The following is a 21,000-nucleotide window of genomic DNA, read 5'->3' as shown; positions in this document are numbered from 1 at the left end:
TTACGTTTTAGAAAATTTACCTTGACTTATGAGTAGCCAAAATCCTTCCTTTTTTAACCATCAAATCGAAGTAGTACCGGAAACCTCGTTCAAATCCATCATCAAAGTGATCGGAATTGGGGGTGGCGGATCCAATGCGGTGAAGCACATGGACAACCTGAAGATAAAGGGTGCCGATTTGATTATTTGCAATACGGATTCACAGGCTTTGGCCTCTAATACGGTTCGCACGAAGATCAAATTAGGTGAGCAGGGTTTAGGAGCTGGTACGGATCCTGAAGTAGGGAAGCAGGCCGCTCAGGAGAGTCAAGAGAAGATCAAAGCGGTGCTTTCGAACGAAACGAAGATGGTTTTCATCACCGCAGGTATGGGTGGTGGAACTGGAACTGGGGCTGCTCCGGTGGTTGCAGAGATCGCTAGAGACCGTGATTTATTAACGGTGGCGGTTGTCTCATTCCCGTATAACTGGGAAGGAAAAGAGAAAATCCAATATGCAAGAGACGGAATTGAAGAACTGAAGGCGTATTGCGATACGGTTTTGGTGATCATGAATGACAAAATATCAGAACACTACAAGGATTTAGCGGTAAAGCACGCCTTCGCGAAAGCAGATGACGTACTAGCGAAAGCGGTGAAATCTGTAGTAGATGTGATTGCTAAACCAGGTGATATCAACACGGACTTCATGGACGTGAAAAAGGTATTAACGAATGCTGGGCAAGCCATGATGAGTTCTGCTTTAGGTAAAGGCGAAGAAAGAGCGAAGGCGGCGATCGTCGAAGCGTTGAATTCTCCCCTATTAAACTCTCAAGAAATCAAAGGGGCGAAACGCATCCTGGTGACTGTTTCTACGAGTAGCGAGAAGGATTTGTTGATTTGGGAAAAAGACGCCATTATCGAATACCTAAACGAACGAATCGATGCACAAGCCGATATGGTGAAATTCGGATTCTCAACCGATGAAGAATTAGGTGATGATTTATATTTAACGGTTATCGCAGCCGGCTTCGAGCAAGATTCGAGTGGAATGGATGGCGGTATGCGCAAAGTGGTAAAGAAAGCGGCTCCCGTATTCTTAAATCCTGGCGATAGCGTTGAACTAGATGGTGAACTAGAAACAGCCACTCCGGCGGCAGCAGATTCAGAGGAAGCGCGTTTTGCTTTGATGATCGAGAAATTCAAAAATGGAAACGTTTCTGACACCGAATTCAAAATCCCTACCTACAAGCGTACCGAAGTAGGTTTATATGACATTACGACTATGCCTGAGAAGGCGTGGCAAACAACGGATCTATTCGCTGAATAAATCTTGAATTTTAAGGATAGCCGCTCGAATGATTTCTTCGCTCGAGTAGGCTACCTCGAATTCCGAAATCTCCGCCACTCCTCCCATCGAAATTCCCGGACGTCTATACTCCATTTCCGAATTACGCGTGGTTCTTGCACTGAGGTGAATCGCATCCACTCCTATGTGGACGAAGTCCAAACAATTCATTGGGTTAACGCCGCTACCAGCCATGATCTGAATGCGTCCTTTAGCGGCCGCCACTAATTCGGCCAAATTTTCTATTCCATCTAAGGCTTTATTCTTTCCTCCTGAAGTCAAAATTCGATTAAAACCAAGGCTAATTAGTTCCTCCATCACTTGAATGGGATCACGTGACACATCGATTGCCCGGTGGCAAGTTAGCTCGCGGTCTCCCGCTATTTTGCGAAACTCCTGCATAAACTCCACATCCAAATCTCCATTCGGTTTGAGTGCTCCTACCACAATTCCATGAACCCCTTGAGCGATCAATGAACGAGCCTCTGCTAGCATCGTCTGCTTTTCCGTTTCATCGTACACAAAATCCCCCCCACGTGGGCGAACCATCGCATGAATCTCTAAAGAAGTTTCTTGTAGCGCCTGTTCTACCAGCCCTGCACTGGGTGTCGTCCCGCCTTCCCAAGGGGATGCGCAAAGTTCAACCCGTTGTGCGCCCGCTCGATCTGCCGCAAGACAAGAAAACAAAGAATAAGCACAGACTTCAACTGAAACGGGAGTAGATGAACGCATAAAAGGGGGTTTAAATCAAGGTTTTGATAATTAATGAAAATTTAAAAAATAAATCTTTCATAAATACATTTTTATTTTACTTTTGCACTCAGGAAGGGTTTACCTAAAGCAAAACCCTTCGTTTATTTTAGAAATAAAAATTAGCTATAAACTATGTATTGGACACTAGAACTTGCCTCCTATTTAGAAGACGCGCCATGGCCAGCGTCAAAAGATGAATTAATCGACTTCGCCATCCGTACGGGTTCACCACTAGAGGTGGTTGAAAACTTACAAGAATTAGAAGACGATGGTCAACCATTCGAAAGTATTGAAGAAATTTGGCCGGATTATCCGACGAAAGATGACTTCTTCTTTAACGAAGACGAATATTAAAATCAAGAGGCGAAAGCCTCTTTTTTTGTGGCTTGCAGTTTTTCCGCAAGTACCTCATCTCTGAGCGAAACACCCCAACGACGCGCTAACACATCGTCCCATGTCTCCGCCATTTCGTGTTGCTTTAAGTAGATTAACTCTCCAGAAAGATAAGGTTCGCTGGGCAGTAAACGTTCCGAACCGAAAGCATACACCTCGCCAGCTGCCGGACCATAGAGTTCTTCTAAATGGGCTACTATATCCTCAGCAACACCTAATGGCAACTCCACTGACGCGAGCGGAATAAGCGAATGATCTTTTGTCAAACAAGGACTCGCAGAAACGTGTAGCACTTCCTTTTCTAACACGTCAAGCGTATCAGAAGCCATGACGCGATAGGTCGTCCACTTACCACCCATGATGCTCACTAATTTAGACCGTCCATCCACTTCCACCTCGTGATCACGCACTAAGGATTTTGTATCGGTATTCATGGCTGAATCGAGCTGGACTTGCAAGAGCGGTCTTTGGCCTACAAAAGTCGCACCGATGTCTGTCAAGCTTGCTTTCTTCGCAGAATAGCGATTAAAATAGGTGATGAGGTATTCCTTTTCCGCCTCTAAAATAACCGGGTTTTCCGATAAGGTATCTGGATCGTCTGTCGTCCCTACTAAGACTGCACCGCGCCATGGTATGACGAAAATCACTCGACCATCATCGGTTTTAGGGATCAATAAGGCCGTTTCTCCTTGCCAAAATTCAGCAGGCAACACAATATGTGCTCCACGACTCACTTTCATCCGAGGCTTCAAACGCGGATTTGCGAGCACTCTAACGGAATCCGTAAACGGACCAGTCGCATTAACCACCGCCTTTACAGGAATCGTGTAAGAGGCTTCTGAGCGAAGATCCGTGAAAAGCACTTTCTTTATTTTCAAACTCTTAGGACCTAGTTCAAACGAATCCAAACGCGCGTAATTCAATACGCAAGCACCTAAACGCTCCGCTTCTTTTAAAATCGCTAGGGCATAGCGAGCGTCATTCAATTGGCCATCATAATACAAAACGCCCCCTCTTAAATGATGGGATTCGATGGATGGGAATTCGGTTTGTATTTCTTTTTTACTGAGACCACGGCTTGATTTCAAATTCGTGCTTCCGGAGATTTTATCGTACAACCACATTCCGATTCGGTAATACCAGCGTTCCCAGCGGGTATAGCAAGGTGTTAACAGACCGAGTGGATGCGCTAAATGGGGAGCGTTCTGCAGTAAGGTCTTGCGTTCGTGCAAAGCCTTGTAAACCATTTTAAATTGATGCCAATCTAAATTCCGAACCGCCTGTTCCAAGTAGCGTACGCCGCCATGGACTAGTTTGGTCGATTTAGAAGAGGTTTGGCTAGCGAAATCACCTTTTTCAATTAAGAGGACTTTATAGCCTCGCAAGGTAGCATCCAAAGCTACTCCAGCGCCCGTTGCGCCGCCACCGATGATACAAACATCGAAGGACTCGTTGAGTTTACGGAGCTGGTCAAGGCGATTAAAGGACATATAGGTTTATTTACCCCTAAATTGAAAAATAAAATGCAAAAGATTCCATTAATATGGATAAAAATGAAAGAGATTTTATAATTTTGCAGTCCTTTGGCACCTATAACAATCTGCCAACCGAATTAATGACCTTATGGCAAAGAAAGAAAAAGTAGAATCAATTGAAATTATCGAAAGTCCTGAAGCGCTTCAACAAGAAGTTTCTAAAGTGACTGAACTAGTAGACAAAAATAAAACGAGCGTTGCAACGATCTTAGGCGTAGTCGTAGTAGTGGTAGCAGCCTATTTCGGATACCAATGGTATTCAGCTACACAAGATGCGGAAGGCGAGAAGAAATTATTCAAAGCGGTTTATGCCTTTGAATCTGATTCTTTAGCAGCAGCTTCAAAAGATTTAGCGAAAGTATCAGACGAGTTTGGTGGAAATACACAAAACTTAGCTGATTTATACTTAGGTATTACCTTATTAAAGCAAGGAAAATTCGATCAATCGATTGAGAAATTGAAAAACTTCTCTAGCTCAGATTTATTAGTTCAAGCTCGCGCCTATTCTTTAATCGGAGATGCGTATGCTGAAAAGAAATCATTCGCTGACGCAATTGATTACTATAAGAAAGCAGCGGACCACAAGCCGAACAAATTCTTCACTCCTACCTATTTGTTAAAATTAGCGAACGCTTACGAAGCAAATAAACAAGTGAAAGAAGCAGTGGATACGTATTCCATCATCGTAGAAAAATACGGTCAGTCGTCTGAATCAATCCCTGCGAAGAAATACAAAGCGATCTTAGAAAGCTCTATCTCTGAATAATTTTTAGAACAGATTATAGGATGAGGGATAAGAGCTTGAGCTTTTATCCCTTGTTTTTTTAACCCCCTACTATGTCTTCAGCGTTAAAAAACTTAAGCGATTTTACAACGGATAATCTACCGGATATTTCCGGTAAAACCTTCGCCATCGTCGTATCTGAATGGAATACCGACGTGACCCACGCCTTGTATACAGGTGCCTACGATACGCTATTGAAGTTCGGGGCAAAAGAAGAAAATATTATAAGTGCCAAAGTGCCAGGTAGCTTCGAATTAAGCCTAGGCGCTCAGAAGATGGCGCAGCAGGCGAATATCGATGCGGTCATTTGCCTAGGCTGTGTGATTCAAGGTGAAACAAGGCACTTTGATTTCATCTGCCAGGCTGTGGCGGATGGGATTACGAATGTGAGTTTGAAGTTTGACAAGCCGGTGATTTTTGGGGTTTTAACTCCTAATACGCAAGAACAAGCGATGGATCGCGCAGGCGGCAAGCACGGAAATAAAGGCGATGAGGCGGCCATTACTGCCATCAAAATGTTAGGAATATAATACGAGAACATATGCAAGTTTGGAAATTTGGAGGTACCTCCGTAGGAAAACCCGAGAGAATGAAGTCTATCCGTCAACTAATTACGGAAGATGGCCAACCCAAAATCGTGGTACTTTCTGCTCTTTCTGGCAGTACGAATACCCTGCTATCGATTTCAGAATCGCTCAACGCGGGTAATCCGTCAGAAGCAAAGGCGAAAGCAAGCGAATTGCGCGCACATTACGATCAATTCTTAACCGAATTATACAGCACTCCTGCGGGACTTGGTCAAGGCCAGGCAATCGTTGCTAAGGAGTTTGCATTTATTGATAGCCTAATCGCTACTTCGCCTTATACAGTGAAGCAGGAAAAGGAAATGGTGGCCTTGGGCGAATTGCTCTCTACCCAAATTTTCGAAGCATTCTTGCAAGAAGAAGGCATCAGCTCTGCTTTATTACCCGCCTTAGATTTCATGGTGATCGATGAAGACAACGAGCCCATTTTAAAAGTTATCGAACAAAAACTAGCCGCAGTTTTAGCTCCTGTCAAGGATAAGCAAATATTCGTTACACAAGGATTTATCTGCCGCAACCCAGCTGGTGAAGTAGATAACTTGAAGCGTGGCGGATCGGATTATACGGCTTCACTTATTGGAGGTGCCATTCAAGCGGAGGAGGTCCAGATTTGGACAGACATCGATGGAATGCACAATAACGATCCTCGTATCGTGAAGAATACCTTCCCTATCCGCGAGCTATCGTTCGCTGAAGCGGCAGAATTAGCTTATTTTGGCGCTAAGATTCTACACCCAAGCACGATTACACCGGCTAAGTTGAAAGGCGTTCCAGTTCGGTTGAAAAATACGATGGAGCCGAGTGCTTTTGGGACCTTGATTTCAGAAAAATCGACTGATATTGAGATTAAAGCGATTGCTGCAAAAGATAATATTACTGCGATTTACATTCACTCGACGCGTATGTTGAATGCCTACGGCTTCTTGAAACGCGTATTTGAAGTGTTTGAAAAATACAAAACGCCGGTGGATATGATCACCACTTCAGAAGTTTCTGTCAGTGTGACCATCGACCAAACGACGCATTTAGACGCGATTATGAGTGAATTACGTGAATTTGCAGAATTGGAAGATCCCGATATGAACCAAGTGATTATCTGCATCGTGGGTAATTTCTGGGCAGATAAAGAGGGCATTGCCATTAAGGTATTAGAGGCCATCAAGAAGATTCCTATTCGCATGATTTCGTATGGCGCTTCGGAGCACAATATCTCTTTATTAGTGGATGCTTCCCACAAGAATGACGCATTAAACGCATTAAACGAAGGACTTTTCTAAAAACCGAGCTATGTTAACCTTACCCTTTATTCGCGCGAATCAAGAAACCACGATCGCCGGTTTACAAAAGAAGCATGTGGCGAATGCGGCGGAAATCGTTGCGAAATTGATCGCACAAGACGATCAACGCAAAGCCCTATTGCAGCAAGCTGAATCCGCATTAGAGAAATCAAATGCGGCGGCGAAAGAAATAGGTGCGTTAATGCAATCCGGCCAAAAAGAATTAGCCGAAGGCAAGCGTGCCGAAACGTCTGCCTTAAAAGCATCGATTAAGGAGATGGAAGAGGCTGCTAAAGCCGCAGAAAAAGAATTGACTGATTTATTAGTCACTCTGCCTAACCTTCCCCACAGCTCTGTGCCACAAGGCAAAACGGCGGATGACAATGAGGTCGTTTTGACCTGGGGCTCTCTACCTGAGCTGCCTGCTGACGCACAGCCTCACTGGGATTTGATCAAGAAATACGACATCATCGATTTCGATTTAGGCAATAAAATTACAGGCGCCGGCTTCCCTGTTTACAAGGGAAAAGGGGCTCGTTTACAACGCGCATTAATTAATTTCTTCTTAGATGAGGCGATCAAAGCGGGTTATTATGAGATTCAACCACCCATCTTAATTAATGAAGATTCGGGTTTTGGGACAGGACAATTGCCTGATAAAGAAGGCCAAATGTATGTCACAAAAGAAGAGGGCTTATTCTTAATTCCGACGGCTGAGGTGCCTATCACGAACTTATACCGAGATGTCATCGTCAATGAGAAAGAATTACCGATTAAAAACGTGGGGCACACGCCTTGTTTCCGTCGTGAAGCAGGATCTTGGGGTGCACACGTACGTGGTTTGAACCGCTTGCACCAATTCGACAAGATTGAAATCGTTCAAATCCACAAACCAGAAAACTCGTATGCGGCTCTAGAAGAAATGTCGCTACACGTTCAGGGATTACTTCAAAAGCTAGGATTGCACTACCGCGTCTTGCGTTTATGCGGTGGAGACATGGGATTTGCTTCGGCTTTAACCTACGATATGGAAGCCTGGTCAGGTGCCCAAAACCGTTGGTTAGAGGTAAGTTCTGTCAGTAACTTCGAAACCTTCCAAGCGAATCGCTTGAAATTAAGAACGAAAATCGATGGAAAATCGATCTTGTGCCATACGTTGAATGGATCGGCTTTGGCCCTACCTCGCATCGTGGCGTCTATCTTAGAAAACAACCAAGGCCCGGACGGAATCAAGATTCCAGAAGCATTAGTGCCTTACACGGGCTTCACACACATTAACTAGAGCCCTTCTACACTCAATCGGAAACCCTCGCCGTGCAGATTCAATAGCTGGACGCGAGGGTCTTCTTTTAGCATCTTGCGCAACTTCGTCATATATACGTCCATACTTCTGGCGTTGAAATAGGTATCATCCCCCCAAATCAGCTTTAAGGCATAACTTCTGCTCACTGGACGACCCAGATTCTCGCACAAAAGCTTCATTAATTCGTTCTCCTTAGGGGTGAACTTTAGCTCCGTTTCTCCGATTATTAAGCGCATTTTACCCGGAATATAGGTGTAGTTCCCTAAGGCAATTTCGTCCGCTAAACTAGGCACAGACTTATCCGAATGGCTTCTGCGTAAAATGGCCTCCATTCTTGCCACTAACACCTCCATGGAGAAGGGCTTGGTCAAGTAATCATCGGCCCCTACTTTAAAGCCTTGTAAGGTGTCTTCTTCCATCGACTTCGCGGTTAGGAAAATGATGGGTACTTGCTGGTGATTTGCTCTGATGTCTTTGGCCAAAGAAAAACCGTCTTTCTTAGGCATCATCACGTCTAATAGACATAAATCGAAGTTTCCCTTCACGAATAAATCAAGCGCTTCGTCCCCATTCTGGGCCCATGAAACGGCATAACCTTTCTTTTTCAAGAATTCTGTTAACAATAATCCTAAATTTGGATCATCCTCCGCGACTAAAATTTCAGGCGTCTTTGACATAGGGCAAATAGATTTCAAATGTACTTCCTTCTCCTAATTTACTTTTCACGTTCACTTTTCCACCGTGGGCTTCCACAATTTTCTTTACGTAGCTTAGTCCTAAACCGAAACCTTTTACGTTATGGACATTACCTGTAGGCACGCGGTAAAAGGCATCAAAAATATTGCTGAGTGCTTCTTTAGGCATGCCCATTCCTTGGTCTTTCACTTCGATTACAATTCCTTGATCCTGCTCTCGCGCCTTGATTTCAACCTTCGGATTTGCAGGACTATACTTCACCGCATTATCCACTAAATTATTCAACACATTAGATATATGTACTTCATCGAGGGAAATATGGGGAGGCAAATCAGCTAATTGAAGCGACAAAACCCCATTGACCGAATCAAGCAATGGCCCATTAATCTCTGCCACGTGTTGAATGAGAGCCGCCACATCGACCGATTTGCGTTTAAGCGTGATTTCCTCCCGCTCCATTTGAGCAGTCTGCAATACCCGTTCTACTTGCTGTCCTAAACGCGTATTTTCCTCTTTGATGATTCCCAAATAACGCAGCATCGACTCGTTTTTTCCCGGCTTCAGCTCTTCTTGTAATAATTGCGTAGCCAGGGAGATCGACGTGATAGGCGTCTTAAACTCGTGGGTCATATTATTAATGAAGTCATTCTTCACTAAGGCCAATTTCTTTTGGCGTAGAATCGTCAAAACAGCAAAGTAAAAACAGCCGATCATCACCAATAATAACAGACCGGAACCCGCTAAACTGAGGCCCATCGTTTGCCAGATATACGTACCACTGTCTGGAAAATAAATCTTCAACACATTTTTAGAGGGGTGAATATCATTCGGAAACAAGGCTGCCTCAAATACGGCCTTTTGTTGCTTAATTTCTGGCGAGGAGATATAGGACCAGGTTTTAGGGGAACTTTGAATACCAAAAGAATACGTTAAATTCACCCCCTTATCGTCTAATTCCTTTCGAATCAAACTATCTAAATAACCTGGTTGAATGCGTTGAAGTATCGGTCTTTCTTTAAATAAGAAATCGGAGAATACTTCTTTAGCTAACTGTGTTTTCTGTAATACCTTCTCTAAATCTTGGCGCTCCGATTTCTCCTGCACTAATTTTGCCTGTATTTGAGACTGGCGATCTCCCAAGTTTTGAATGACGCGATTCGAACGACGGCGCATCTTTTTTAAGATTTTTTGTTGCTCGCGTTTGATGATTCGATTCATCTCTTTTTCCACTTGCACGCGCTGTTTTAACTCTTCTGGATCTTCATCCACCGTATATTCCTCTGTTACCTCCGCTAATTGACCGTTCGGCAACATAAATGATTTACGAACGAAAATAACATCTTGGCGTGGTTGTATTAGCACGGGATGTTCTTCTTGAATAACGGGATCTGGAACGTATGCCGGAGTCGGCTTCGGTTTAGCCGTCTTAGTGGCCACACTTTCGAATTTTTTTTGCCGTTCGGCTAATACTAAAATCTCTTGCTTCTCCAGTTTTCTGACCACTTGCTCGAGGCTATTGCGCACGTCTTTGGCAAAATTCTCTCGCTTTGCTTCTACCATAAAACGCAACCAGTAGGCCTGAAACCCAATTAATCCTAACAGGGCAAACGACATTAAGGCAATCAGCAAGCGTATTTTACGTTTCGACATAAAGAAAATAATTCGCTACAAATGTAATGGATTAATGGCAGCCGCTCATCACATTAACATTCTTTAACAGGTAGTAAACTACCGCTTTTCGTAAGTTTGCATCGGATCAAAAAACAAATTCATGAAAATCCTATTCATCACTGCCTTAGCCGCTTGTATTTCCACAGCTGCTTTCGCACAAGAAAAAAAAGAAGCAACCGTTAAAATCGTCATCAACGAAAACGGCAAAGAACGCATCATCGAGAAAAAATTCAATGACCTCGATCAGGTAGATGCCGAAGTTAAAAAATTAAGTGACTCCTTAGAAATCAACGTGACTTCATCAGGCGGTAAGAGAAAAATCGTTCGCGTCGATGTAAACAAATCTCACTCCCGTATGTCAGGCCATCCAGGCAATGTCATCATCGAACAAATCGAAGGCGGAGCAGAAGGGGGCGCTGACAAGCGTGTAATTATTCGCCGCGGTGGACCAGGAATGGCTATGGCTCCGGGAGCTCCAGGTGCTAACGGAGGAGATGCTAATGTGATGATCTTTCGCGGAGAAGGAGGTCCTGAGGGGGTAGAAAAAGAATTCAACATTCAATTAGATGGCCCAATGGGTGGTCCAGGAATGAAAATGAAAGGCTTGAAAAAATTACAAAAATGGGCAGAAGATACAGGTTCTAAAACTATCCAAGGTCTTTCTGGCAAGCAAAATCAACCATTTAATGGTAAGATCAATGTCCATTTCACAGCCCCTACGAAAGGAAATGTATCGATCGCCGTTTCAGATGTGAACGGAAAAGAGATCGCAACTGAAACAGTGAAAGATTTCCAAGGCGATTACTTAGGACAAATTGACTTAAAGAAAGCCGCTGCAGGCGTCTATTTTTTACGCGTTACACAAGGAAATGACGGAGCAGTTAGAAGAGTAGAAGTAAAATAGTCCGCTTGAGGTTTGAGAATGAAAAAGCCTGGAGATTTATTTCCAGGCTTTTTTTATTTATTTCCCCATGTTATACAGGACGAAGGCATAGGAGTCAGCCGTCAGTTCAATCAACTTCGCGGTGTTCGACGAACCGTGTCCGCTATTCGTATCAATTCGAATGATCATTGGTTTAGCCGCCGTATTCTTCTCCTGCAGCGTGGCTGCATATTTAAAGGAGTGAGCCGGAACTACTCGGTCATCGTGATCCGATGTAAAGACCATCGTGGCTGGGTAATTCATTGCTTTAATGTTGTGTAAAGGCGAATATGCATACAAGGCTTTGAATTCCTCCGCATTATCGCTGCTGCCGTAATCTGCGACCCAGTTCCAGCCGATGGTGAATTTTTGGAAACGTAACATGTCCATTACACCTACACCCGGCAAGGCTGCCGCAAATAAATCTGGACGCTGGTTAATCGCTGCCCCTACTAACAAACCACCATTTGAACGACCAGAGGCCGCTAGATAAGCTGGCGAAGTGTATTTCTCCCGAATCAAATATTCTGCTCCGGCAATGAAATCATCAAACACATTTTGCTTTTTCAATTTCATTCCCGCTTCGTGCCATTTCTCGCCATACTCACTTCCGCCACGTAAATTAGCCACCACATAGATACCTCCTTTTTCTAACCAAGGAATAAGGCTAGCCGAGAAAGAAGGAGTAGAACTGATGTTGAATCCGCCGTAACCATACAGTATCGTTGGATTTTTACCGTTTAATTCAATACCCTTTTTGCTGACGATAAACATCGGAACTTGAGTACCATCTTTCGATGGATAGAACTTTTGAACAACTGTATAATCTGTGGGATCAAAAGCTAAGGTTGGCTTCTGGAATACCGTCGACGTATTAGTCGCCAAGTCATATCGGTAAATCGTGGGTGGAAAATTGAAGGAAGAATAGGTATAGAAGGTAAATGTATCCTCTTTCTCTCCGCCAAAACCGCCGGCATTTCCTAGGCCTGGTAAACTAACCGAACCCAATTCTTTCCCGTTATAATCGTAGCTAATCACGCGAGATGTCACATCTTTTGAATAATTCAAAAACAAACGTTTCCCCACCGTATTGACTCCTTGCAAAGGCTCCGGCTTTTCGGCGACGATGGTTTTCCAATTCGCTTTTTCAGGATGCGCCGGATCCACGCGAACAATTTTCTTATTCGGTGCTCCCTCATTCGTCTCTAAGATCAAGATGTCGCCGTCGTTATCCACGATACTGAAATCATATTCACCTGGCTCCGCGACGATTGGCTTGAATTTCGTTTCCTTTTTAGCCGCATCCATGATCCACAAGGCATTTCCATCTAAACCTTTCCCGCGATCCGAAATCGTCAAGAACGCAAAGCGCTCATCATCCGAGGTGCTAACCGTATGGAATCTTTGTGGGTTTTTAGGATCCTCGTAAATTAATTGATCTTGTGATTGCGGCGTTCCTACCGTGTGAAACCACACTTGGTGGTTCTCGTTTTTCGTACTTAATTCTTTCCCTTTACCCGGTTCAGGATAGCGTGAATAGAAAAAGCCGTTGCCTTTCCAAGCCACACCACTCACTTTCACCCAGCTCAATTCGTCCGCGAGGTTTTTACCCGTTTCCATATCCCGAACGTAATAGGTTTGCCAGTCGCTGCCGCTTAGGCTTAATCCCACGCAGGCATATTTACCTTTTTTATCTAACGAAAATACGGTTAAACGAGTGGTACCGTCTTTTGATAAGGTATTCGGGTCAATGACTTGTTCTGGTTTCCCGTTCAAGCCTTTTTGACGGAATAACACCGATTGATTCTGCAAACCGCTGTTTTTGTAGAAATAATACCATTCTCCTTTGCGGGAAGGAGCGGAAATCTTTTCATAATTACTGAGGGCTTCGATGCGCTTTTTGAATTCTTCGCGAAGCGGAATTTGGTTTAAATAACCGAAACTAACTTCGTTTTGCGCTTTCACCCAAGCCTTCGTTTCTTCACTATTATCGTCCTCTAACCAGCGATAAGGATCCTCGACCTGCGTTCCGTGGTAGTTATCGACGTGATCGATTTTCTTCGTGTGTGGGTATTTCATTTGGGCCAAAGCAGACGCAGAAACAAACATCATTCCTGCGATTAACATTTTTCTTGTTGACATAGGTATAGATTAAAATAACGATCCAGTTTCAGCTCTAGGCGCAATCCCTACGTGGCGGTAAGCTTTCTCTGTCGCCTCACGCCCTCTGGAGGTACGCTTCAAGAATCCCTCTTGGATTAAAAAAGGTTCATACACTTCTTCGATGGTTTCAGCCTCCTCGCCGCAGGCCGTTGCAATTGTCGTTAGGCCCACTGGACCACCTTTAAATTTCTCAATAATGGTCAAAAGAATGCGGTTATCCATCTCATCCAGACCATTTTGGTCTACATCCAAGGCATTCAAGGCTATTTCGGCGATCTTGACATCGATCGAACCATTGCCTTTCATTTGGGCAAAGTCCCGCGTGCGACGCAATAAATTATTCGCAATACGTGGCGTACCGCGGCTACGTCTGGCAATTTCGTAGGCCCCTGATTCGTCGATAGGCATATCCAAAATGGAGGCAGAGCGCTTTACGATTTTGGTCAATAAAGCGGCGTCATAATATTCTAAACGTGCATTAATCCCAAAACGCGCACGCAAAGGAGAGGTCAAAAGACCGGCTCTTGTTGTAGCCCCAATTAAAGTAAAGGGATTCAAACCAATCTGAATACTGCGCGCATTCGGACCAGAATCTAACATGATATCAATCTTGTAATCCTCCATGGCAGAATACAAATATTCTTCGACGATGGGGTTCAAGCGGTGAATTTCATCAATAAATAAAACGTCGTAGGGTTGCAAATTCGTTAGCAAACCCGCTAAATCAGAGGGTTTGTCGAGCACTGGACCAGATGAAATCTTCAAACTAGAACCTAATTCATTCGCGATAATGTGCGACAAGGTGGTCTTTCCTAAACCCGGAGGCCCGTGCAACAAGACGTGATCCAATGCCTCCTCGCGCGCTTTCGCAGCCCCTACGAAGATTTGCAAGTTATCGACAATCTTACCTTGTCCAGAGAAATCGAGAAAACTCAGCGGACGTAGTGCTTTGTCAAACTCCTTTTCCTGTGGATTTAAGGATTCTGCATCTCCAGTTAAATAATCTTCGCGCATAGGGCATTCAGCTAAATTGAAATCAAAGATAATTTTTTTATTGCGAAGATTTTATAGTTTTGGAAAACCAAAAATAGAACCTCAACCTATGTCATCCATTTTCATCGGCGAACTCGCCGGAACTGCTACCTTATTATACCTCGGAAATGGCGTTGTTGCCAATATGTTATTAAAAGACACAAAAGGAAATGGCACTGGTTTATTAGCCATCGCAGCGGCTTGGGCCTTCGCAGTAACGGTTGCGATCTATGTTTCTACCTATTTTGGTAGCTCAGGGGCTCACTTAAATCCCATCGTAACGATTGCAGGTTGTGTGAAATCAGGGGATTGGAGTTTATTCCCTACGTTTATTGGGGCTCAGCTTTTAGGAGCGATGTTAGGTCAACTATTGGTTTGGTTGCATTACAAGCCTCATTACGATGTAACAGAAGATAAAGGTGCCATTCGCGCTTCGTTTTGCACGGATCCAGCGATTAAAAATACCCCCTTCAATTTTATTTCAGAAGCCTTTGCCTCTGCCCTCGCCGTAGTCGCTTTAGGGACTTTTTCTACGATTGAAACAGGTTTAGGGCCCTTTATGGTGGGAATTTTAGTATGGGCGATCGGCCTTGGTTTAGGTGGAACGACCGGTTATGCAATTAATCCAGCACGTGATTTAGGCCCACGTATTATGCACGCTATTTTGCCGATCCCAAACAAAGGTGATTCTGGCTGGGACTACGCTTGGATTCCGGTGTTAGGTCCAGCGGCGGGAGCTGTTTTAGGTGCTTTCATTTTGACCCTCAACTAAAAAACTATGTACGTAGGATCGATTGATCAGGGGACTACGAGTTCTCGTTTCATCATATTTAATAAGGCTGGAGAGATTATTTCTGTAGGCCAAAAAGAGCACCAACAAATCTACCCCCAAGCGGGCTGGGTGGAGCATGATTCACACGAGATTTGGAAAAATACCCAAGAGGTGATCGGTCTGGCGCTCGGGAAAGCGAACCTTTCTGCGAAAGATTTAGCGGCGGTAGGAATAACGAACCAGCGTGAAACAACGGTCGTTTGGAATAAAAAAACGGGCAAGGCGTATTATAATGCGATTGTTTGGCAAGATACACGCGTAGGTTCTGAACTAGCAGAACTAGCGAAGGATGGCGGAATGGATCGTTTTAGAGCTAAAACGGGTCTTCCTCTAGCCACCTATTTTAGTGGTTTAAAACTGCGCTGGTTATTAACTAATATCGACGGATTGCGAGCGGATGCGGAGAAAGGCGATGCGCTTTTCGGTACCATGGATACCTTCATCGCTTGGCATTTAACAGGCGGAGTTGATGGCGGAATTCACATCACTGATGTTACGAATGCTAGCCGCACCCAGTTAATGGATTTACAAACTTGTGCTTGGGACGAGGAGATTCTGAACGTACTAAGCATCCCTAAAGCGATGCTTCCGGAAATTAAATCTAGTTCATTAGTGTATGCGAAAGCAAAAGGAGTGCTTGGTGGCGTTCCGTTAGCGGGCATTTTAGGTGATCAACAAGCGGCTTTAGTAGGCCAAACTTGCTTCAATCCCGGCCAAGGAAAAAATACCTATGGAACCGGCTGTTTCTTACTAATGAATACGGGAACGAAAGCGATTCCATCCCAATTTGGCCTCTTAACTACGGTTGCCTACCAATTAGGCAATGAGCCTGTGCATTATGCACTGGAAGGTTCTGTGGCCATTACGGGCGCACTGGTTCAATGGTTACGCGATAATCTGGGCATCATTAAACATAGTCCAGACATCGAAAAATTAGCAAAACTCGTGGACGATAATGGGGGATGCTATTTCGTGCCCGCCTTTTCAGGCTTATACGCACCCTATTGGAAACAAGATGCGCGCGGAGCTTTAGTAGGTTTAACGCGCTATATTAATAAATCACATATTGCCCGTGCAGCCCTAGAGGCAACGGCTTTCCAAACTTGGGAAGTACTCGAAGCGATGGAAAAAGATGCAGGCATCCCGATCGCCTCTCTTCGAGTAGATGGTGGGATGGTCGTAAATCAATTATTGATGCAGTTTCAGTCTGATATTATTGGGGAAGAGGTGATCTGTCCAAAGATTATCGAAACCACAGCCCTAGGCGCAGCGTATGCGGCTGGACTTGCCGTAGGTTATTGGGCAAACTTGGATGATCTACGAAAGAATTGGGGCATTGCGCATACCTGGAAACCAGCGATGGATTCCGATAAGCGAGCGCATTACCGCAAGCAATGGAAGAAAGCGGTGGCTAAAACCTTTGACTGGGAGGATTAGTATTCGCACGGGTCATTCCATAGGCTGGGCAAGCGGCTTGTCTCGAACAAGAGATCAATGCGCAGGCTAAAGCCAGAATCAAGATTCCTTTTTTCATCTTAGACCGAAGCTAACTTCGCTTTTGCAGGTGTTTCCTTTTTAGCGGTAACAGGTTCTGAATGCTGGTATCCTAAAATATCTAACATCGGTGCACTCTTTTGTTCCTCTGAGAACAAGCGAGTCGTGATCGTACCATCTTCTAACCGGTCGATAATCACGTGCTTAGGAGCAGGAATCAAGCAATGTTGAATTCCACCATAACCTCCTAAAGATTCTTGATAGGCTCCCGTATGGAAGAACCCTACGTATTGACGTTCTGATTCCTCTTCAAAAATAGGCAAGTATAAATCGGAGCTATGCGCTTCTGTATTATAGAAATCCATCGAGTCGCAGGTCAAACCACCTAGGTTGACCTTTTGATAAGGTAAACCCCAGTTATTCACCGGCAACATAATGTATTTCTGGTTCATACCCCAAGAATCCGGCAATTGCGTAATGAACGATCCGTCGATCATGTACCAAAGCTCCTTGTCATTCTGCAGTTTTTGGTCAATAATCTCATACAAAACAGCGCCGCTTTCACCTACGGTGTAGGATCCAAACTCCGTAAAGATGTTAGGTACTGGAACGTTGTTTTTGTTGCAAATCCAAGAGATCGACTCAACGATTTCGTCGACCATTGCTTGGTAATCATAATTGAATTGCAAAGAGGTCTGGATAGGTAAGCCTCCGCCTAAATCGATCGAATCCAATTCTGGACAGATCTTCTTCATCTCGCAATACTTGTAAACGAAACGGCTTAATTCAGACCAATAATAAGCTGAATCCTTAATTCCTGTATTAATGAAGAAGTGCAACATCTTCAAATTAAAACGTGGATTAGGCTTAATTTTTTCGTTATAAAGGGTGTTTACATCCGAATAACGTAATCCTAAACGAGAGGTATAGAAAGCGAAATCAGGCTCTTCATCTGTCGCAATACGAATAGCGATGTTCACTTTTTCTGCAGTCACCGATTTCTCGTAGAAATCGATCTCTTTCAGGTTATCTAAAACGGGAATACAGTTGAATCCGTCATTAATTAACTCCGAAATGTATTGGGTATACAACGGCTGTTTATAGCCATTGCAAAGAATGTAAGTCGATTTAGAGATTTTCCCTTGGTTGTACATATCGCGAATGATCGGAATATCAAAGGCGCTAGACGTTTCTAAGTGTACATTTTGCTTCAAAACTTCCTCTAAAATGAAAGAGAAATGTGACGATTTCGTACAATAGCAATAGGTATAGTTTCCTTTGTAGTTGTACTTTTTGATCGCATTTCTAAAGAGAAGTTTCGCATTCTCGATGTGTTCAGAAATTTTAGGCAAATAGGAAACCTTTAAAGGCGTACCATATTGCTTAATGATTTCCATTAAAGGCACATTGTTAAACAACAATTCATTGTTCTCATTGATATTGAACTCCCGAGTAGGAAACTCGATGGTTTGGTCAATTAGATCGATGTAATTTTTCATCCTTCTGTTTAAATGTACCCGAGTTCACCTCGAGTTTGTGGAAAAACGTGCAAAACTGCAATAAAAGTATGTACTTTGCAAGACAAATCCCTATTAAGTTATTATGTCCAAAATTCATTTTATCGCCATCGGTGGTGCAGCGATGCACAACTTAGCCCTAGCCCTTTTAGCTCAAGGTCATGAAATAACAGGCTCAGACGATGAAATCTACGAACCTTCTAAAAGCCTTTTGGAAAAACACGGCATCTTACCTGCTGAGTTTGGTTGGTTCCCTGAGAAAATAAACTCGGACATAGACACCATTGTTTTAGGGATGCACGCACGTGCAGACAACCCTGAACTTTTAAAAGCGCAGGAATTAGGATTAAAAATCGAATCCTACCCTTCCTTCATCTACGAACAAAGCAAAAACAAACAGCGCATTGTCATCGCCGGTAGCCACGGAAAAACGAGTATCACCTCGATGATTTTGCACGTTTTAAAGACACTAAACAAGAAATTCGACTACTTAGTGGGGGCACGCATTGAGGGCTTTGACTTAATGGCATCTATCACCGATGCCCCTATTATGATCATCGAGGGCGACGAATACCTAGCCTCTCCTATCGATCGCAGAGCTAAATTCCTCTTGTATCAACCGCACGTTGCGTTGATTTCCGGCATCGCTTGGGATCATATTAATGTCTATCCAACATTAGAATCGTATACACAAGCCTTCGAAAATTTAGTGAAAGAAATGCCTAAAGCGGGGCATTTATTCTTTGACAAAACGGATAAAACACTAGAGGCCATCACCGAAGCCTGCCCAGAGCATTGTCAATCAGAGGGATACAAGGCACACGATTCTATCATTAGAAACGGCCAAACTTTCTTGAAAGGAAACGATGGAAAGGAATATGGCCTGCAGGTTTTTGGAGAACATACCTTGAAAAATTTGCAAGGGGCTTTGCTTATCTGTTCGCAATTAGGCGTGAATGAAACGGAATTCTACACGGCTATTCAATCATTCAAAGGAGCTGCCAAACGTTTAGAATGGGTAGGAGAATCCGATACGCAATTGCTATACAAAGATTTCGCACATGCTCCTTCGAAAGTGAAAGCGACCACGCAGGCTCTAAAAGCGCAATTCCCAAAACGGAAATTAGTGGCTGCGCTGGAATTACATACGTTTAGCAGCTTGAATCCCGCTTTTCTTCCGGAATACAAAGGGACATTAGCGGATGCGGATTTGGCGATTATTTACCTAAGCGAACACGCGCGTGCTATCAAGCAAATGGATAGAATTGAAGCTGAAACGGTTCAGTCCTATTTTAATCACCCAAACTTGGTCGTAGTACGTGAACAAGAAGACCTAAAGCAAATCCTGTTAAAACAAAATCAGGAAAACCAAAACCTGTTGATGATGTCGTCTGGCACCTTCGATGGTCTCGATTTTCCTGGATTCGCAACTGAACTCGGTTTACGAATTCAATAATTGATCTAATTCTTCTTTAAAGCCCGTTAGCAAGATCTCCTTCATGGAGATTTTGCGTTTCTGGGTATTGATTTTACTCAAGGTAATTTTATCCTCCATCATGCGAGTAGCCTCCGATTCAGCAATGAACGATTCTAGTTCTCCTCGCTCCTTTTTTGCCATGTAATCCATCTGATTGATCATGATCTTCAACTGCTCGATCCGTGGCTTCTCATTTAAATTCGCGTGGCGATACGAGATGACGCGTAAAAGATAATTCATCTCGAAGATTTTATCGCAAATGGTTCTGAATCGTTCGGCGAGCGAGCGATCCATATTTTTGATTTGAGAAGAAATCTCTTTCCACTTCACTAAGTAGGCTTTCGCTAAATCCGCGGTCGCTATAATGTTTACTTGATCGCGTAATTTCAATTCCAATTCCCCCGTCATCGTCGTTAATTCTAACACACGTGGATCAATTCGAGGTTTGTAATCGATTCCTTTAATACGGTTGTACTTCTCGAAGAACATATCATTTGCCTTCTTGAAGTTTTTCCAAAGCATCGACTGCTTCTTAGGCGGCAATCCAATTACATTCTTCCACTCCTTTTGGATCTCCTTCACTTTCACCACGGAATCATCGATATCCTCAGCCTTACGCAATTGGTGCACGTTATCGATGTAGCCTTGCAAGATTAAAATCTTCTCGTCTATCTGGCGGTTCTTATCTTCGAAATAGGCCCGGCGCTTCAAGAAGAAGGCATCCATCACCTCTTGGAATTCTGCGGTTAATTGATCTTGGAATTGTTTATCGACTGGACCCGTCTTCACCCACTTCATCTTCACCTCCATTAATTTGTCCGTCGCTTCGACCACCTCTTCTTCCTCTGAGATTTCTTTTGCGTCTTGAATCAAGGCGCGTTTGATTTCTAAGTTTTTGATCTGATTCGCCTGAATTAATTCTTTCAAATAAGCCTCGTGCTTCTCTAATTCTGCTAAAAGTGGCTTGAAGTCTCCTAGTCCATCGAATTCGATTAGGTAGGTTTGCATTTGCAAGACTTTGGTCAAAAACGAACCTTTATTCTGCGCCGCTTCAATTTCAGCAGATAGACCTTTTACCTTGCTTACGGCGAGGTCAAAACGTTTCACAAAATAGGCTAATGCTTCCTCTTCAGAATGACGCACGAAACCGATTTCGCGCTCAGGATAGCTTAAATAGGCGTTGATGAAAACTTTACCGTCGCGGCAAAATCCAAACTCGTTTGATGTGGGCTGGCTCATATGT

At 43.7% G+C, this 21,000-nt stretch carries 18 protein-coding genes; 10 read left to right on the top strand and 8 right to left on the bottom strand.

Going from position 1 to position 21,000, the window contains the following annotated elements; all coding sequences use genetic code 11:
* Positions 1–28 precede the first annotated feature (28 nt).
* Complete coding sequence (gene ftsZ, locus EWU21_RS06015; RefSeq protein ID WP_130895917.1) at positions 29–1,306, top strand: cell division protein FtsZ; 1,278 nt, start codon at positions 29–31, stop codon at positions 1,304–1,306.
* On the opposite strand, the gene EWU21_RS06010 is transcribed toward ftsZ, so the two are convergent.
* Positions 1,292–2,056 carry a copper homeostasis protein CutC gene (locus tag EWU21_RS06010; protein ID WP_130895916.1) on the bottom strand — a complete coding sequence of 255 codons (765 nt, stop codon included), beginning with the start codon at positions 2,054–2,056 and terminating at the stop codon, positions 1,292–1,294. The genes ftsZ and EWU21_RS06010 overlap by 15 nt on opposite strands.
* Positions 2,057–2,209: 153 nt before the next feature.
* Here EWU21_RS06010 and EWU21_RS06005 point away from each other — a divergent pair, with 153 nt between their 5' ends.
* Positions 2,210–2,431: a DUF2795 domain-containing protein gene (locus EWU21_RS06005; RefSeq protein ID WP_130895915.1), complete on the top strand. Its 222-nt coding sequence runs from the start codon at positions 2,210–2,212 to the stop codon at positions 2,429–2,431.
* A gap of 2 nt (positions 2,432–2,433) precedes the next feature.
* Here EWU21_RS06005 and EWU21_RS06000 read toward each other — a convergent pair whose 3' ends face one another.
* A complete protein-coding gene (locus EWU21_RS06000) occupies positions 2,434–3,960 on the bottom strand; it encodes a glycerol-3-phosphate dehydrogenase/oxidase (protein WP_130895914.1) in 1,527 nt (508 codons plus the stop codon).
* Between the two features lie 133 nt (positions 3,961–4,093).
* Here EWU21_RS06000 and EWU21_RS05995 point away from each other — a divergent pair, with 133 nt between their 5' ends.
* The 4 genes from EWU21_RS05995 (at position 4,094) to serS (ending at position 7,932) form a co-directional block, all read left to right on the top strand.
* On the top strand, positions 4,094–4,771 hold the full coding sequence (locus tag EWU21_RS05995) for a tetratricopeptide repeat protein (protein WP_130895913.1): 678 nt from the start codon (positions 4,094–4,096) through the stop codon (positions 4,769–4,771).
* Positions 4,772–4,842: 71 nt separating this feature from the next.
* Entirely contained in the window at positions 4,843–5,319 is a 477-nt protein-coding gene (ribH, locus tag EWU21_RS05990) for a 6,7-dimethyl-8-ribityllumazine synthase (protein ID WP_130895912.1), read from the top strand.
* A gap of 11 nt (positions 5,320–5,330) precedes the next feature.
* Positions 5,331–6,650, top strand: coding sequence for an aspartate kinase (locus EWU21_RS05985; protein ID WP_130895911.1), 1,320 nt, complete (start codon positions 5,331–5,333; stop codon positions 6,648–6,650).
* 10 nt (positions 6,651–6,660) lie between these two features.
* A complete protein-coding gene (serS, locus tag EWU21_RS05980) occupies positions 6,661–7,932 on the top strand; it encodes a serine--tRNA ligase (protein WP_130895910.1) in 1,272 nt (423 codons plus the stop codon).
* Here the strand turns inward: serS and EWU21_RS05975 are convergent.
* Together EWU21_RS05975 and EWU21_RS05970 are read right to left on the bottom strand one after the other, a co-directional pair.
* The gene (locus tag EWU21_RS05975) at positions 7,929–8,630 is read right to left on the bottom strand and encodes a response regulator transcription factor (protein WP_130895909.1); all 702 of its coding nucleotides are present in this window, start codon (positions 8,628–8,630) and stop codon (positions 7,929–7,931) included. The two genes, serS and EWU21_RS05975, sit on opposite strands and share 4 nt — an antisense overlap.
* Positions 8,614–10,299, bottom strand: a complete 1,686-nt coding sequence (locus EWU21_RS05970; protein WP_130895908.1) for a sensor histidine kinase — start codon at positions 10,297–10,299, stop codon at positions 8,614–8,616. Before EWU21_RS05970 ends, EWU21_RS05975 begins: the two co-directional genes overlap by 17 nt.
* A gap of 121 nt (positions 10,300–10,420) precedes the next feature.
* Between EWU21_RS05970 and EWU21_RS05965 the strand changes: the two genes are divergently transcribed.
* Entirely contained in the window at positions 10,421–11,224 is an 804-nt protein-coding gene (locus tag EWU21_RS05965; RefSeq protein WP_130895907.1) for a T9SS type A sorting domain-containing protein, read from the top strand.
* Between the two features lie 57 nt (positions 11,225–11,281).
* Here the strand turns inward: EWU21_RS05965 and EWU21_RS05960 are convergent, their stop codons facing one another.
* Together EWU21_RS05960 and ruvB are read right to left on the bottom strand one after the other, a co-directional pair.
* Positions 11,282–13,384, bottom strand: coding sequence for a prolyl oligopeptidase family serine peptidase (locus EWU21_RS05960; RefSeq protein ID WP_236633192.1), 2,103 nt, complete (start codon positions 13,382–13,384; stop codon positions 11,282–11,284).
* A 9-nt stretch (positions 13,385–13,393) separates the two neighbouring features.
* Positions 13,394–14,419, bottom strand: coding sequence for a Holliday junction branch migration DNA helicase RuvB (ruvB, locus tag EWU21_RS05955; protein ID WP_130895906.1), 1,026 nt, complete (start codon positions 14,417–14,419; stop codon positions 13,394–13,396).
* Between the two features lie 88 nt (positions 14,420–14,507).
* On the opposite strand from ruvB, the gene EWU21_RS05950 reads away from it, so the two are divergent.
* Together EWU21_RS05950 and glpK are read left to right on the top strand one after the other, a co-directional pair.
* On the top strand, positions 14,508–15,209 hold the full coding sequence (locus tag EWU21_RS05950; RefSeq protein WP_130895905.1) for an MIP/aquaporin family protein: 702 nt from the start codon (positions 14,508–14,510) through the stop codon (positions 15,207–15,209).
* A 6-nt stretch (positions 15,210–15,215) separates the two neighbouring features.
* Positions 15,216–16,706 carry a glycerol kinase GlpK gene (glpK, locus tag EWU21_RS05945; RefSeq protein ID WP_130895904.1) on the top strand — a complete coding sequence of 497 codons (1,491 nt, stop codon included), beginning with the start codon at positions 15,216–15,218 and terminating at the stop codon, positions 16,704–16,706.
* Positions 16,707–16,804: 98 nt separating this feature from the next.
* Here the strand turns inward: glpK and EWU21_RS05940 are convergent, their stop codons facing one another.
* The gene (locus EWU21_RS05940; protein WP_130895903.1) at positions 16,805–18,262 is read right to left on the bottom strand and encodes a type III PLP-dependent enzyme domain-containing protein; all 1,458 of its coding nucleotides are present in this window, start codon (positions 18,260–18,262) and stop codon (positions 16,805–16,807) included.
* 103 nt (positions 18,263–18,365) lie between these two features.
* Here EWU21_RS05940 and EWU21_RS05935 point away from each other — a divergent pair, with 103 nt between their 5' ends.
* Entirely contained in the window at positions 18,366–19,736 is a 1,371-nt protein-coding gene (locus EWU21_RS05935) for a UDP-N-acetylmuramate--L-alanine ligase (protein WP_130895902.1), read from the top strand.
* On the opposite strand, the gene EWU21_RS05930 is transcribed toward EWU21_RS05935, so the two are convergent.
* Positions 19,722–20,996 (bottom strand): DUF349 domain-containing protein, encoded by a 1,275-nt coding sequence (locus EWU21_RS05930; RefSeq protein WP_130895901.1) that lies wholly within the window; start codon positions 20,994–20,996, stop codon positions 19,722–19,724. The two genes, EWU21_RS05935 and EWU21_RS05930, sit on opposite strands and share 15 nt — an antisense overlap.
* Positions 20,997–21,000: the final 4 nt, after the last annotated feature.

The organism is Aquirufa antheringensis (assembly GCF_004307425.1).
In the GTDB taxonomy this organism is placed as follows: Bacteria; Bacteroidota; Bacteroidia; order Cytophagales; family Spirosomataceae; genus Aquirufa; species Aquirufa antheringensis.
Note: the sequence above shows the minus strand (reverse complement) of the source record. Positions and strands in the feature narration are given on the sequence as shown.

Coding starts and splice junctions, on each gene's coding strand:
- ftsZ (WP_130895917.1), top strand. CDS start 29: ATGAGTAGCCAAAATCCTTCCTTTTTTAACCATCAAATCGAAGTAGTA.
- EWU21_RS06010 (WP_130895916.1), bottom strand. CDS start 2,056: ATGCGTTCATCTACTCCCGTTTCAGTTGAAGTCTGTGCTTATTCTTTG.
- EWU21_RS06005 (WP_130895915.1), top strand. CDS start 2,210: ATGTATTGGACACTAGAACTTGCCTCCTATTTAGAAGACGCGCCATGG.
- EWU21_RS06000 (WP_130895914.1), bottom strand. CDS start 3,960: ATGTCCTTTAATCGCCTTGACCAGCTCCGTAAACTCAACGAGTCCTTC.
- EWU21_RS05995 (WP_130895913.1), top strand. CDS start 4,094: ATGGCAAAGAAAGAAAAAGTAGAATCAATTGAAATTATCGAAAGTCCT.
- ribH (WP_130895912.1), top strand. CDS start 4,843: ATGTCTTCAGCGTTAAAAAACTTAAGCGATTTTACAACGGATAATCTA.
- EWU21_RS05985 (WP_130895911.1), top strand. CDS start 5,331: ATGCAAGTTTGGAAATTTGGAGGTACCTCCGTAGGAAAACCCGAGAGA.
- serS (WP_130895910.1), top strand. CDS start 6,661: ATGTTAACCTTACCCTTTATTCGCGCGAATCAAGAAACCACGATCGCC.
- EWU21_RS05975 (WP_130895909.1), bottom strand. CDS start 8,630: ATGTCAAAGACGCCTGAAATTTTAGTCGCGGAGGATGATCCAAATTTA.
- EWU21_RS05970 (WP_130895908.1), bottom strand. CDS start 10,299: ATGTCGAAACGTAAAATACGCTTGCTGATTGCCTTAATGTCGTTTGCC.
- EWU21_RS05965 (WP_130895907.1), top strand. CDS start 10,421: ATGAAAATCCTATTCATCACTGCCTTAGCCGCTTGTATTTCCACAGCT.
- EWU21_RS05960 (WP_236633192.1), bottom strand. CDS start 13,384: ATGTCAACAAGAAAAATGTTAATCGCAGGAATGATGTTTGTTTCTGCG.
- ruvB (WP_130895906.1), bottom strand. CDS start 14,419: ATGCGCGAAGATTATTTAACTGGAGATGCAGAATCCTTAAATCCACAG.
- EWU21_RS05950 (WP_130895905.1), top strand. CDS start 14,508: ATGTCATCCATTTTCATCGGCGAACTCGCCGGAACTGCTACCTTATTA.
- glpK (WP_130895904.1), top strand. CDS start 15,216: ATGTACGTAGGATCGATTGATCAGGGGACTACGAGTTCTCGTTTCATC.
- EWU21_RS05940 (WP_130895903.1), bottom strand. CDS start 18,262: ATGAAAAATTACATCGATCTAATTGACCAAACCATCGAGTTTCCTACT.
- EWU21_RS05935 (WP_130895902.1), top strand. CDS start 18,366: ATGTCCAAAATTCATTTTATCGCCATCGGTGGTGCAGCGATGCACAAC.
- EWU21_RS05930 (WP_130895901.1), bottom strand. CDS start 20,996: ATGAGCCAGCCCACATCAAACGAGTTTGGATTTTGCCGCGACGGTAAA.